Consider the following 13697-nt stretch of genomic DNA (forward strand, 5'->3'; position numbering starts at 1 on the left):
GACGCCCACCATCCGCCGCTGGCCCTCACCTATGCACCGGTGAGCTCGAGATTGGGGAGTGAGCTCGATCGCCCGCAGAGCCGGCGTGGGGCTCGGCACGCTTTACCGTCACTTCCCGACGCGAGAGGCGCTGCTCGAGGCGCTGCTTCGCACGAGCTTCGACGAGCTGACGGCGAGGGCCACCGAGCTCGAAGATTCGAGCTCAGCCGAGGATGCTCTGGTGGCGTGGCTACGCGACTTCGTCGTATGCGCGCACGAATATCGCGGCGCGATCGCAGCGATGACGACCGCCATCGCCGATCCGAACTCCGCACTCCATGCCTCGTGCACCACGATGAAGGCGGCAGGCACGCAGCTCCTCGTCCGCGCTCAGGCCAAGGGCGTGGCGCGCAACGACATCGATGGCACGGACCTGTTCGCGCTGGGCGCGGCGCTCGCGTGGCTCGGCGACCAACCCTCGCTCGCACCTCGCGCCGACCATCTCTTCAGTGTCATGACGAGCGCCATTCTGACGACTCGACCGAGCAGCGAAGCCACCCCCAAACGCGCCACCCGAGCCCGCCGCTGAAAATCTCGAGCACGGGCTCCAGCGAAAGATCGCCACCGAGGCCCGCCGCATCCTCGACACCTCGAGAGCCACTACACGCCGAAGCATGCGAGGTGGCTGAACGTCGAGATCGGCGTCATGCTGCTCGGGCAGGCGTATCCCGACCACAGCGCGGTGACTGCACATCAAGCTGCCGCCTGAGCACAGTCACCTTCACTGTGCCGTGGTACTAGTTCGTCACGCACGTCACCGTGACGTTCGTGACGTTGCCGCCGACGGTTCCAGAGCCATTGTCCACGGTGCAGGTCTGGTCGGGGTTCGTGGGCTGCGTCTTCACGGTGACCGAGTAGGGCTGACCGCTCGCCATCGGCGTCGCGAACGCGAAGGAGTTGTCGCCGTTGACGGTGAGGTCGTCGCCGAGGTTGTTCTGCAGCACGAGCCCGGTGCCCGAGAGGCCGCTGACCGCGCCGCCGACGGTATACATGCTCACGCAGTTGACCGTGACGGTGACGACGTTGCCTTTCGTCACCGTGCCCGTACCGGCGGAGACGGTGCACTTCTGCGACGGATTCGTGGGCTGCGTCTTCACGGTGACCGAGTAGGGCTGACCGCTCGTCACCTTCGTCGCAAACGTGAAGCTCCCGCCCGGAGCGTTGACGGAGAGGTTGTCGCCGAGGTTGTTCTGGAGCACGAGCCCGGCGCCGCTCAGGCCCGCGACGGAGCCGCCGACGGTGAACTTGTCGGTGACGCAGGCGACCGTCACGTTCGAGATGTCCGCCGCCGAGATGGTGCCCGTGCCGTTCGTGACGGTGCAGGTCTGGCTCGGGCTCGTCGGCGGCGTTTTGACAGTCACCGAGTAGGTCTGACCGCTCGGAACCGACGTGGCGAACGTGAAGGCGCCGTTCGACGTGATCGACAGGTCGTCGGCATTGTTGTTCTGGAGAACGACGCTCGCGCCCGCGGCGAGGCCGCTCACCGTGGCCTTCACCTTGTACGCGCTCGTCACGCAGTTGAGCGCGATGTTCGTGATGTGCGAGGTCGCTACGGTGCCCGTCTGGTTCGAGAGCGTGCAGACCTGCTTCGGCGTGCTGGGCTGCGTTCTGACCGTGACGGCGTAGGTCGCGCCGCTCGAGAGAGGCGTCGAGAAGGCGAACGTGCCGTTCGCGTTGAGCATCAGGTCGTTGCCGGCGTTGTTCTGGAGGTAGACGGTGCCGGCCAGGCCGGTGACCGTTCCGCCGATCGAGTACTTGTTCGTGCAGTTCACCGCGACGCCCGTGACGTCGCCGGCGACGATCGTGCCCGTGCCGCCCGAGATGGCGCACACTTGCATCGGGTTCGTCGGCTGGGTCTTGACCGCGACGGCGTAGGTGGTGCCGCTCGCGATGGGGGTCGGGAAGGCGAACGTGCCGTTCGCGGTGATCGGCAGCTCGTTCCCCCCGCGCTCTGGAGCACGAGCCCCGTGCCCGCGAGGCCACTCACCGTTCCGCTGATGGAGTAGCTGTTCGTCGTGCAGGCGATGGCCACGTTCGTGACCTTCGCGTCGCCCATGGTGCCGGTGCCGTTCGTGACAGTGCACGTCTGGGTCGGACTCGCGGGCTGCGTCTTCACCGTGATCGCATAGGGCGACCCGGACGCGATGGGCTTCGGGAACGCGAACGTGCCGTTCGCGCCGAGGATGAGGGCGTCGGCCCCGTTGTTCTGAAGGACCAGACCCGCGCCCACGACGCCGCTCACCGTGCCGCCGAGGCTGAACTTGTCGGTGGTGCAGTTGACGAGGACGGTGGTGACGTTGCCGCTCGCGATCGTCCCGCTCTCGCCGCTCACGGTGCAGGACTGCGACGGCGCCGTCGGCTGCGCCTTGATGCTGACCGAGAATTTCGCGCCCGCGGTCAGCTTTTGCCCGAAGCTGAAGGAGCCGTCCTTCGCGATCGGGATGTCGTCGCCGAGGTTGTTCTGGAGGACGAGGCCCGTGCCGAGCAGGCCCTTCACGGTGCCGCCCACGCTGAACGTGGGGGGAGCGGGGGGATCCGTCGACGCGTCCACCGACGTCGTGCTGGCATCGAGGGCTTCGGAGCTCTCGGGCTCGTTGGATCCACACGCGGCCACCACGATGGTTGCCATTGCGATTGCAGCAAACGTTGCAAATACGCGCATTATCGAATGACCCTCGCGATTGGAGGGAAGCGCCGCGGCGGACCGGGTCCGCACGCGGCGCTCCTGTTTATCAGTGCACGACGACCGGCACGGTCACCGTATTGACGGGACGAAGTCCCATACCGCCCGGATACCCGTAGCTCGCGTCCGTGCCCATGCCCCAGACAGTGACGGAGAACGGCCCCGTGCTCTTCACCTCGTGGCGACCGTACCCGCACGTCGAGGTACCGAAGGCCTGAGCCAGATACCCGTGCGTCATCTTGACGAACGCGTATTGGTAGTCACCTTTGGTGTCGAGCGCCTGCCACCCCGTGACCTTCCCCGCGCAGTCGAGCTCGACGGGCGCGAACGCGCCGTTGGTCTTCTTGCGCACGAGCGTGAGCGACGTCTCCGGATACGTGTGATCGGTCGAGAACACGTAACGATCGAGGAACTGATCGGAGGGCACGATGTTGACGAAGTCCGGATCTCCGAGGGTCTTACCGACGTTGGGCCCCGTCGAGCTGGTCATGTAGACCGCCGCGTAGAACGGATGATCCTTGTCCTGGCTCTTCACCGTGACCAAGTGCTTCGTCGAGAAGGAAACGACCTGGCCCGCGGCGAGGGTCTCGGGCGCACCCGTGGGGGCTTCGGGGTCGTACGTCAGCTTCGTACCGTTGACCGCGCCGACGAGGCGGTAGGGAACCTCTTCGATGGCCCGGTCTCCACCGAGACCGGTGTCGAGCCGTGATTGGTAGGGCACCAGCGCGTACTCACTGCCCCACTGCGACAGCGGCGGAATCTGTTGGTCGAGCGTGTCGCAACAGCACGATGCGCTGCCCGGAACGTAACTGCACTGGGTTCCACCGAACAAGCCAACCGGCTTCGTCGACTCGATCGGACTTCCAGCGAGCGAGTTGAACTGCGTGAGCTGCAGGACTTGGCCACGCGAAAGATTCCACACCTGCGTCTGGCCCGCGGCGCCGCCGGTGAAGGATATCCCGTCCTCGACGTTCACGATGGGCCGCATCCGAACTTCGGTGTTGTCCTCTTGGGCAACGACCTGCAAAAAGGGCTTTGCCGCCTGGGTCGTGCCCGACCAGCCGTCGACAGCGAGGTAGTTCGTCGACCACGCCGACGTCGGCAAGAGCAGCGTGGCGCTCGGAATGAAGGTCTTCGCGCCACCGTAGGGATAGATCGAGTACGCGCTGACGGGCAGATCCGTGTTCAATCGGAACGCCTGCGTGAATCCCGATCTTCCGATGATGGGATTTGCCGCGAGCGCTGGCACGACGCCTGGCGGACATACGCCGGCGGGATCCGTGCCCGGTGCTTGCGACAAGAAGACGAGCGCGACGGCGCCCGGAGGAATCGGCCCCTCGAGCGGCTTGTGAACCGTCGCGATGCCGTCCTTCTCGGCCGTGTAGATCGAGTTCGCAATATTGATCGATTGCCCCCCGTATTCCGCCGTCACGTTGACCGGAACGTCCCAGGTATTGGCAATGATCGCCGCAAAACACTGATCGGTGCGGTTCGCGAGCTCGACCGGTGGCATCGTATAGAACGAGCAGCCGACCGACCCCTTCGCGATCTCGGCGCTTCGGCACGCGTCCTGGATGCACGCGCCCTCTGCGCATCCGAGGCCCGTGTCGCATTGTTGGACGACAACCGACTCGTCACATGCACTTACGACCTTTTTGAGGTCGCGCGAGCACTTGACCTCCTGGCAACCCGGGGCAGGCGCAAGCGGCGCTTCGGCATCGCTGTTGAATTGGGGCTGCTGATTCGACTCCTCGAAACCGTCGCCGTTCTTGGAACATGCGTTTCCGAGAAACCCTACGAGCAGGAGGCCGCAAGAGGCCGCCACCACACGGGACCATCGATCGAAAGAATTCATCGTCTTCATGGATTTCCGGTGGCTTGTTTGCGGATGGCAACGTCTTGTCCGACGACCCATTGCGGACTGGTGGCGCCGTCCGGCCCCCACGCGGCCCAGAAGGTGTTCGTCATGGGCAGCGGGTCGACCGACACGGCCGCGGCTGACCAAAGCTTCCCGTCGAAATGACAGAGTCGGCCGTATTCACCGAACGTCCAAAAGTCCGTCGTCGTGGCGCCGAAAACGCCATTGTGGACCTGGTTGTTGCACGACGGAGTATTGGGATACGTCACCGACGCGGCGTTGGTCCACGTATACGGCTGAGTGCTGTCGGCTCTCTTCTGCCAGTAGATGTACGGCTGAACCGACGTCAGGCCGTACCAAATGATGTTGTTCGTATCGGAGGTGATTCCGCCATACAGCGTGTTCCTCGCGAAGAACGTGAACGATTTGTCTTCCGTGAACGCCACGCCGCCGTCGCCGGGCGCCCTGTGCCAGATGACGGGTTGATCCCTGGCGGAGACAGTCGTGTATCCCGTCGCCCAGACGTTGTCGGGGCCGTAGCCCCAAATCCTCCCGAGCAATCCGACGACGCTCGCCGATGCGGGATCGGTCACCCACCCCCCCGTCGCGTCTGCGCCGGCGTTAGGTCCGCCGTAGTGGTAGATGCGGCTGATGGTGCCGTTGTTTCCGACGGCCCAGACGTCGTTCGCGCCCGTTCCCCACATCTGGAGCACCGGGACGTTGCTCTCCGTGGGGAAGCGCGTCCAAGAGAGCGTCGCGGACGTCGCGCCGGTTCCGTGGAAGACGCCGTTCACTCCGCCGACCCAGATGTCCGTCGGACCGCTGCCCCAGATCGCGTAGAGCTTGCCCGGATCGGTGTAGACGATCGACCAAGCCGATCCGTCCCAGCGAAGGATGTTGCCCTGTTCGCTCACCGTCCAAGCGATGCCGGTGCCGTCGCCCCAAACGGCGCGAAGGGTCTGCGAAGGAGGCAACTGCGTGGGACACCACCCCTGGACCGTGCAGGTCTTCTTGACGCTGGCATCGCTGGCGTCGACTGCGTCGTCGTCGTCGATGCTCGCGTCGACATCAGCATCGACGTCGACGTCGACGTTGCCCGCGTCCTTCTCGGGCGTCGGCAGCACCGTACCATCGACGTTGTCACCCGCGTCGTTCGAGCCGTCCTCGGACGTGAGGTTCTCGTGCTCGTCCGTGGAGTCCGCACAGGCCACGGCGAACGCCGCGGCGAGCGCGAACAAGGCCGTCGCCCTCGCGCATACGGAGAAACTCATTTCTTCGCTCCCGTGAAGTGAAGGAGGATGCCCTCGCCGACGATCCAGACATCGTTGTTGGCGCTGCCCCAAACGCCGTACAGGTTCGGCTTCTGGCCAATGGGGAAGGCCGCGCTGGAGTTTTGCCAGCTCGTTCCGTCGAAATGGAGGATGGTGCCATAGTCGCCGACGGCCCAGATATCGTCGCTGGAGCTACCCCACACGGCGTGGAGGTCTTGCGTCGTCGGCACGTTCACGATGGCCCAATTCGGGGCGTCCGCGCGGTAGTGCCGAACGGTTCCGCGCCTGCCGACAGTCCAAACGTCGTCGTCGCTGGTTCCCCATACGGAGAGCAGATCCTGCGTCGACTGGCTGTCGATTCCGATCCAGCCCGGCGCAGCGGCGCCTCCCGCGTCGGTGATACCCGCATCGCCGACGCCGCCGTCGGGACCACTTCGCGCCACGGTCGTATGGAAGGTCTTGCCGCCCGCACCGACCGCCCACAGGTTGCTCGGGTCCGTGCCCCAGACACTGCCGATGAACTTGCAGCTGGCGCAGGGCGAGATGACTTCCCAGCCGATGCCACCGTCGGCGAGCGTCGAGCTTCGGTATTGGGTGCCCGCCTTCGGCTGACTCGCGAGCTTGATCGATTCTCCGCCAATCCAGATGTCGTTCGGAGAGCCGCCCCAGACGCTGGAGATCGCGAGCTCGGCGGTGCCCGTATAGGGCACGATCGGCGTGGACTGCCAATTGGCCGTTCCGCCGTCGAATCCGGGACCGTGATAGACCGTTCCGTACGTCCCGACGATCCAAACGTCGTTCGGCCCGCTTCCGCCGACGGAGAAGAGCGTCCGGGTCGTGTCCACGGGGGTGGACGTCCACTGCGTCCCGTCGAAGTGGATGACCGTGCCGGCGGAGCCGACGGCCCAGACGTCGTCTTTGCTCGTTCCCCAGATCGATGTCAGCGCGCGTCGTGGATCGCCGGGGTTCGTCGCGGGACACCAATCGACGCTGTCACAGGGCTTCTGCTCGGTCGTGCACTGGGAAGGATCGAGGGATTCGCATCCCCCATCACCTGCGTCCGCATCCGCGTCCGATTCGGCGTCTTTGTGCGCATCGGCGGCCTCGACAGGCGCGTCGGGAGTTTCGATCCTCTGGGCGTCGGGAGCGAGGCTCTGCGGCTGCTCGCCGGACTCTGCGCAAGCGACGACCGCAGCCGTCGCGGTAAAGACCGCGAGGGACGTCAGGAGCACGATGCGAGAAGGATTCATCGGTCGAGCGAGCTTCGTTGAATTCGTTCGCTTGGGTTCCATCAGTGAGGATCTCCGACGCCGCCGGCGTCACATTCGACCATCAGGCACGAACCGTTGATGCAGGGCTGGCCCGCGTCGGAGTCACACGCGTTCCCGCATGCGCCGCAGTTGTTCATGTTGGTGAGCAGGTCGATTTCGCACCCGTCCGCCCAACTGCCGTTGCAATCGGCCCTGTTCGCAGGGCACTTGAGTCCGCAAATGCCACTTTTGCAAACGGCGGTGGCGTTTGGCGCCGTCGGGCAAACGTGCCCGCACGCACCGCAGTTGTTCGGATCGTTGGAAAGGTCGTAGCAGTAGATGTTCCCCGTCGGGCTGCCGATCGCGCCACACGCCGTTTCGCCAGGACCGCAAAGGCACGTCGGGCGCCCGCCGGGCCCCAATCGGCAAAACTGGCCCGGCGCGCACTTGTTCCCGCAGCCGCCGCAGTTGTTCGCATCGTAGATGATGTCGGTCTCGCAGCCGTCGGTCGAGCCGCAACCGAAAGCCATGTCACCGTTGCAGTCTGCGAATCCGCCGTTGCAAACGAACTTCCCGCACACGCCCTGCGAGCACGTGTACTTGCTGTTCGGAGGAATGTCTTTCGGGTCACACGGCTTGGAGCCAATCGGACAGACGTTCCCGCATGCGCCGCAATTGTTCCGGTCGCTGGCGATGTCGACACACTGGCCGTTGCAAATGACCTGGCCTGGGGCACACCCGCATACGCCGTTGTTGCAAGGCTGGCCGTCCGCGCACTTGTTGCCGCAAGATCCACAGTTGTTCGCGTCGATGGCGATTTGGGTCTCGCAGCCGTCGTCGATGAGACCATTGCAGTCCAAGAGGCCCGATTGCGAGCAAAACGGCTTGCACTGCCCGTTCGAGCATCTGGTCGCCACGTAGAGCGGCGCGTAGTTGCTGCAGACGTGCCCACACGCGCCACAATTGTTGTTGTCGGTGAGCAAGTCGACATTGCAACGAGCAACGGCGCCGTCATCGCACGTGGCGTGAGGCCAGGTGCACTCCGTCCCGATACAAGCTTTCACCGTTTCCGTCGGCGGTACGCCCGCGTCGACGGTCACGGTCTCGCCTCCGTCGGGATCCGGCGTCGGGATGAAGGACCCACTCGGGGCCGTTCCCGAATCGGGCTGACCGGCGTCTTCGAGTCCCGGTCCGAGCGAGACGTTATTGGTGGCGCACGATGGCGTGAGGAGCGCTGCGAGGAGCAGGCTAGAAATTCCAACGAGACGACGTTTCACGGATGAAACTCCTTCGAAGATGCTCGAACGGTCCGAGTTACCGACTGGCGGATGTCGCGCGGGCAGCGCTCAGTCGCCGCGCGCATCGGGGGCAACGGCGGAGGTCGGTGGGGCATTGCTTCTTCCGAGCGTGAGGGCGACGCGCCTCGCAAATGCCCCGTGCGGATGAAGCGCGAGAAATCGGGCGCCGAGCGCGCGTGCTTCGTCGATGCGCCCCGCGCGTGCGAGCGCTTCGATGCGGAGCACGGAGACTTCCACGGCAAACGCGCCCGTCGGGAACTCTCGGTCGTATTCGGCCAAGAGGGCCAGCGCACGCGAGGGGTCGCCCGAGGCGAGAGCGGTCCGCGCGGCTTCGACGGCTGCGATCTCGCGCGCGAGCGTGGATGCGTTGTCGTTGGCGGCGCCTTTCGGGACGGCTTCGACGAGCTTTGCCCGCTTTGCCGAAATCACCTTTGGAGCCGTCTCGACATCGGCGACCGGAGCGCTTGGCAGGGCGTCGGGAGTCACGACCGGGCCGGCAGAGGCGCTTGCGCTCGTCTCTTCGACGGACTCCGGAGCCGCCGGCGTCGTGCTCGGCGTCGAGGTCGTTACTTGGCCGGGTGGGGAACTCGAGTTCGACGTCGTGGCAACGGTGAGCGTTGCGCCCGCCGAGAGGACGAGCAGCGCTCCGATGGCGTAAACGTAGTTTCCTCCCGGGCGCGCGAATCGGCGTACGAGGCCAACCGTCTCGGGAGCGGCTGGCGCCGACGCGAGCGCCGCGAGCATGTGTGACCGCGCGTGCGGATCGGGCGCATCGCCCTTCGCAGACTCGAGCAGCGTGCGCGTCATATCGTTCGTCGAACCGCGGATGAGCCGTTCGGAATCCGGAGGTGTCACTAGAACTCCTTACTTTTTGGCGTGAAGCCGAGCGACCGCCGCTTCGAAGTCTTCGCGCGCCCGCCGCAGACGGGACGACACGGTGCCGACTGGGATTTCGAGCAGGTTCGCGATCTCGGGCTTGGTCAACTCTTCGAGTTCGAACAGCACAAAGACCACCCGACGTTCTTCGGACAGCCCTGCAAGGATCTCGTCGAGCATCACGCGCGCTTGCGCACGGCCTAGGGAAGCTTCCGCCGTTGCCGCGGTGGACGGCGGCTCGGGCGCATCGCTCTCCGGCACTTCTCGTTTCGACGTCGTCGCCTTGGCGCGACGCGCCTTCGACGCCACACGCATGACGATCGAGAAGATGTAGCTTCGCTCACTGCCCTCCCGCACGGCTGACAGCTTGTGCGAGAGAATCAGGAAGACTTGTTGGGTTGCGTCGTCGGTTTCGGGGGGTGAGACGCCCAGACGGCGAAGCGAACGCCAGACGAAGTCGTAGTACTCGGCGGCGAGCAGCTGAAGACGCGGGTCGAGCGCGCGGACGGGTCGCCCTTCCTGATTGTCGTCTGTAGTCAATACCGCCGGGTGTGCTGCGAACACGCGATCCTCGTAGACGCGCAATCCCACCAGTCTACCCAGCCGATCCCAAAATCGTCACTGCACCATCAATACGTTCGACGTCCGCGAAATACGGCCGGCTCTTCACTGCCGCGCTTGCAGGATTTGCGCGCGAATGTAGGCGGGCAACGAACGCAGTTGCTGCGAACGGACCGATCGACGGCGGTGCGTAGATCGTCTCGATGGGGAGCGCCGGACGCAGCTGCCACGAACGTCGGACCGACGCGCCGGTAGTCCCCCACCGCCGTACTTCCGGACGGAACGGCAGAGGCGCGGGCGCGATGGCCTCCACTCGACCAAGCGTACCTTCGACGCATGGCGACCCGCGGAGCATGCCCACGCGAAGGACGTCGCTGCAGGCCCCGAGACGGGGCTCGCTCCACTGCACGCTTGCAGATCCGCACGACGCACGAAGCGCTCGGGAAGGCCGCGGCCCACGGCGTCATCGCCAGTGAAGGCGGATCGGAGACCGGCGGCGCGAGCGGCTGAGGAAGCGCGGGCGGAAGCTCCACAACCGCAGCCATGACCGCGAGCGCGGCGATGAGCCGGTTGCACCAGGGCGCGAGGGCGATGACGCTCGCGCTCTCAGCCCTCGGCTCCGACGTCGAGCAGGAGCTCACCTCGGCGGATGGTTCCACAACCCGCTCCACGACGAGGTCGACGCGACTACCGCGCGGCGCTCGCGGCGCCCTGTCAGTTTACCTGTACGAGTGACGTCGTGACGAGCGTCCGCTGGGCCGTTCCACCGGGGTACGCGTAGCTCGCGTACGCGTCCCAGCCCCACACCGTCGCGGTGAACGGGCCGTCGCTCCGCATACGCTGCAGCCCGGTCTGGCAGGTCGTGGCGGCATCGCCCTCTCCGAACGTATCACCGGACTTGCGGGCGCGTGACAGGTCGACCCTCGTGTATTCGTACTCGCCCCGAGTTCCGACGGGCTTCCACGTGGTCAGCGTGCCGGCGCACTCCAGCCATACGTCTTTGAAGGCTCCGTTTGTCTTCCGTCGGACGATGGTGATCGCGGTCTCCGCGTACGTGGGATCGGCGTAGAAGCTATACGAGCTCAAGTATTGTGCTGCCGGAATGACGTTGACGAACTCCGGATCGCCCGCGCCGCTGAAGCTCTGCGCGGTGGAATTGGGAGGTGGGGCACCGTCGCCACCAGTCATGTGCGCGGATACGTAAATAGGATGCTCGACGTCCTGCGTCCGGACGACGAATGCGTCGCCTGTTCCGTGTTCGAACACGGCCACCTCGCCCGCGCTCATCGTCGTCGGCGCGCCCGCGGGAACGGCGGGATCGTACTCGAGAACGGTCCCATCCCTCGCTGCGACGATTCGATACGGAACGGGCTCGTGCTCGTTGCCGCGACGTGGTCGGTAGGCCACGCCGACATACTCCGATCCCCACTGCTCGAACGGCGGGATCTGCTGAAAGAGAATATCGCAATATTTCGCGGAGGACGGAACGAATGCACAAGAGTTCCCTCCGAACGTACTTATGGGCTTGTCCGAGGTCACGATGCTGCCAGAGAGCTCTTCGGACTGGACGAGCTGCAGGTGTTGCCCTCGCGACAGCCTGTACTTCGTCGGCTCCCCTGCGCGGCCACCTACGACTCCCGGCCCACTCACGATGTCCTTGTTCGGCAAAATGGTTACTTCGGTGTCGTCCTGTGAAGCAACAATCTGAAGCCCCGGATCGCCTGCCGAGCTCGCTGCCCATCCGTTGACGAGCATGTGCTCCTTCCCCCATGTCGCCACCGGCAGTACGAGCGTGGCAGTGGGATATTGCGATGCGGCTCCGCCGAACGGATACATCGATGTGAGCGCCACGGGCATGTTCGTGGTCAGCCGGAAAGACGACCCGATCCCCGTTCTATGAGGAACCGTGTCCTCGGTGGTGGCAGGGGTCACGCCGAGGGGGCACCGGATGTAACCCGAAGCCGCGAACCCGGGCGGAGAGTCGGAGAGGAAGAGAATGACGCTCTCGCCCGGGGGGATGGCTCCGGCGTGAGAGACGAGCTCTGCGCTGCCCGGACTCGTACGGAAGACCGACTTCGAGATGTCGATCTCATTTCCGTCACGTTCGAGCGTCATGTCGACCGGGTGCGCCGACGTATTGACGATGAAGGCAGCATTGCAGCTGTGGGGGAACAGCTTGTCCATGCGTGGCATTTGAAAATAGAAGTCGCATCCGTTCGAGCTTCGATCGGCGGCTGCCGCTGCGCATGGGTCCTGGCACTTCGCGGCTCCGCATGCGAGATCGTCGGCGCACGATTGGACGACAGTTCCCCCGCAGGTTTCGATCACCGAACGCCCGTCGAGCGAACACTGCAGGGGGCAGTCCGGAGTGGCGGGAGCATCGGGCGAGACCGAGGCATCGAAGAACGTATGCTCGTCGGTGGCGAACCCACCGCGATCCTTCGAGCACGCGGCCATGCAGGCAGCCGCGAACGTCACGCCGAGGGCAGCGGCCATGGCTCGGTGCATCGTTGTAAATCCGTTCACGGCAGCACCACTTCTTCGGGCACGAGAGTCGGCATTCGGGCTTTTCCGTTTCCGATTTGTCCGTAGTAATTCGCACCCCAGCAATACACTTTACCGTTCGTCAGGAGCGCGCATGTGGAGTCGGACATCGCCTTGACCTGTGCTGCAGTCGTTGGCAGCCCCTGGACCTTGACCGCGGAATACGCGTGCTCCTTGGTACCGTCGCCGGCCTGACCGCTCGCATTGGCTCCCCAGCAGTAGACGGCCCCCGACGCGCCGACGGCGCACCATCGCTGCCGTTGAACCGTCGTTATCCCGCGTTCTGGTCGACCCACAACCGCGTCGTGGCGATCTGAACCAGCGGCTCCGGTGCCACGACCGGATCGGGGAGTAGCCGAACGAGCGGCTTGAGGACGTAGCCGAGGTCATCGCGGACCTCCACATCTCCCCAGCAGTAGCCAATGCCGCTGGCCGTCGCGCACGCACTCTCACTCGTCAGATCGATCGAAGAGATACCGGTGAGGGCAATCGGCAGGGGGTACGGATCGGGCCTGAGCGACGAAGCCCGAGCGAGCGGAGGGTTCATCCCCCAGCTCAGCGTCGCACCGTCCTCCCGGACGATGAACGATGCACGGCTCACGAGGACAGCCTGGATCGGCGGCCCGCTCGGCAACGTGATCGACAGTGGTGGGGTGAGCGTTGCCGCCGGCGTGCTGGTGAGCGGCGCACACTGTCCGTTCGTGTTCTTTCCCCAGCAGAGCAGTCCGTCATCGTTCGACGCGCACGCGACGTCTGCTCCCACGCCCACGTGCCTCATGGGCGGAAGAGGCAGCTTGATCGGCGTGCGCTCGGTCGTGCGCGCACCGCTGCCATCGCGAAGAAAAGGTCCGGTGCCCCAGCATGACACGCCGCCGCTTTTGTCGAGAGCGCACGTGTGATTGAGCTCTTCGATCTCCGAAAGCCCGACGACGCGCATGGCCGTCGGGCTGTCCGACGTGCTCGCCTCGTCGCCACGACCGAGCTGTCCTCCCCCGTTCGCCCCCCAGCACGCCACGGTGCCGTCGCGAAGAAGAGCACAATAGCCCTCGCTGCGATCGGAGTCGTCGACCCCGAGCGTCGTCACCAGCGACGTCACACACGGATCCGAGCTACAGACCACCGGAAGAGGTCCTCCGTCGAAGGGCGGAGGCGGCGCGTCGGGTGTGATTGCGTCCGGCTCTCCGGCGTCGGATGGCGCCGCACCATCGACCGTCAGCTCTGGCCCCGCATCCGCCAAAACGTCGTCGCTTCTGTCCTCGGGACTCGAACAGCTCGCCGCCGCCGCGCCGCACGCCGCCAAGAGCAGCATGGCCCCTA

11 protein-coding genes and 1 pseudogene are annotated in these 13697 nt (G+C 65.3%); 1 reads left to right on the top strand and 11 read right to left on the bottom strand.

What is annotated here, in order from left to right; all coding sequences use genetic code 11:
- Nucleotides 1-64: 64 nt before the first annotated feature.
- Nucleotides 65-568 (top strand): annotated as a pseudogene (locus tag AKJ09_RS07895) (TetR/AcrR family transcriptional regulator); the annotation flags it as partial.
- A gap of 208 nt (nt 569-776) precedes the next feature.
- On the opposite strand, the gene AKJ09_RS07900 reads toward AKJ09_RS07895, so the two are convergent.
- From AKJ09_RS07900 to AKJ09_RS07950, 11 genes are all read right to left on the bottom strand, one after another.
- The gene (locus AKJ09_RS07900; protein WP_146646569.1) at nt 777-1877 is read right to left on the bottom strand and encodes a hypothetical protein; all 1101 of its coding nucleotides are present in this window, start codon (nt 1875-1877) and stop codon (nt 777-779) included.
- Complete coding sequence (locus AKJ09_RS07905) at nt 1808-2668, bottom strand: DUF4369 domain-containing protein (RefSeq protein ID WP_146646570.1); 861 nt, start codon at nt 2666-2668, stop codon at nt 1808-1810. Before AKJ09_RS07905 ends, AKJ09_RS07900 begins: the two co-directional genes overlap by 70 nt.
- A gap of 103 nt (nt 2669-2771) precedes the next feature.
- Nucleotides 2772-4577, bottom strand: a complete 1806-nt coding sequence (locus tag AKJ09_RS07910) for an IgGFc-binding protein (protein WP_146646571.1) — start codon at nt 4575-4577, stop codon at nt 2772-2774.
- Between the two features lie 5 nt (nt 4578-4582).
- Complete coding sequence (locus tag AKJ09_RS07915; RefSeq protein WP_146646572.1) at nt 4583-5851, bottom strand: beta propeller repeat protein; 1269 nt, start codon at nt 5849-5851, stop codon at nt 4583-4585.
- Nucleotides 5848-7101 (bottom strand): beta propeller repeat protein, encoded by a 1254-nt coding sequence (locus AKJ09_RS07920; RefSeq protein WP_146646573.1) that lies wholly within the window; start codon nt 7099-7101, stop codon nt 5848-5850. Before AKJ09_RS07920 ends, AKJ09_RS07915 begins: the two co-directional genes overlap by 4 nt.
- A 41-nt stretch (nt 7102-7142) precedes the next feature.
- Nucleotides 7143-8378 carry a hypothetical protein gene (locus tag AKJ09_RS07925; protein WP_146646574.1) on the bottom strand — a complete coding sequence of 412 codons (1236 nt, stop codon included), beginning with the start codon at nt 8376-8378 and terminating at the stop codon, nt 7143-7145.
- Nucleotides 8379-8447: 69 nt separating this feature from the next.
- A complete protein-coding gene (locus AKJ09_RS07930) occupies nt 8448-9254 on the bottom strand; it encodes an outer membrane protein assembly factor BamD (RefSeq protein WP_146646575.1) in 807 nt (268 codons plus the stop codon).
- 9 nt (nt 9255-9263) lie between these two features.
- Nucleotides 9264-9839, bottom strand: coding sequence for an RNA polymerase sigma factor (locus AKJ09_RS07935; protein ID WP_205633640.1), 576 nt, complete (start codon nt 9837-9839; stop codon nt 9264-9266).
- Between the two features lie 711 nt (nt 9840-10550).
- A complete protein-coding gene (locus AKJ09_RS07940) occupies nt 10551-12362 on the bottom strand; it encodes an IgGFc-binding protein (RefSeq protein ID WP_169927361.1) in 1812 nt (603 codons plus the stop codon).
- On the bottom strand, nt 12359-12676 hold the full coding sequence (locus tag AKJ09_RS55925; RefSeq protein ID WP_338035028.1) for an RCC1 domain-containing protein: 318 nt from the start codon (nt 12674-12676) through the stop codon (nt 12359-12361). The genes AKJ09_RS07940 and AKJ09_RS55925 overlap by 4 nt, the downstream gene beginning before the upstream one ends.
- On the bottom strand, nt 12652-13689 hold the full coding sequence (locus tag AKJ09_RS07950) for an RCC1 domain-containing protein (protein WP_146646579.1): 1038 nt from the start codon (nt 13687-13689) through the stop codon (nt 12652-12654). The genes AKJ09_RS55925 and AKJ09_RS07950 overlap by 25 nt, the downstream gene beginning before the upstream one ends.
- Between the last annotated feature and the right edge of the window lie 8 nt (nt 13690-13697).

This window comes from Labilithrix luteola, from assembly GCF_001263205.1.
GTDB classification, from domain to species: Bacteria; Myxococcota_A; Polyangia; order Polyangiales; family Polyangiaceae; genus Labilithrix; species Labilithrix luteola.

Excerpts from the sequence above, each read along its gene's own strand:
- AKJ09_RS07900 (WP_146646569.1), bottom strand. The coding sequence starts at position 1,877 with ATGCAAGTGTGCGCCATCTCGGGCGGCACGGGCACGATCGTCGCCGGC.
- AKJ09_RS07950 (WP_146646579.1), bottom strand. The coding sequence starts at position 13,689 with ATGCTGCTCTTGGCGGCGTGCGGCGCGGCGGCGGCGAGCTGTTCGAGT.
- AKJ09_RS07915 (WP_146646572.1), bottom strand. The coding sequence starts at position 5,851 with ATGAGTTTCTCCGTATGCGCGAGGGCGACGGCCTTGTTCGCGCTCGCC.
- AKJ09_RS07905 (WP_146646570.1), bottom strand. The coding sequence starts at position 2,668 with ATGGCAACCATCGTGGTGGCCGCGTGTGGATCCAACGAGCCCGAGAGC.
- AKJ09_RS07910 (WP_146646571.1), bottom strand. The coding sequence starts at position 4,577 with ATGAATTCTTTCGATCGATGGTCCCGTGTGGTGGCGGCCTCTTGCGGC.
- AKJ09_RS07920 (WP_146646573.1), bottom strand. The coding sequence starts at position 7,101 with ATGAATCCTTCTCGCATCGTGCTCCTGACGTCCCTCGCGGTCTTTACC.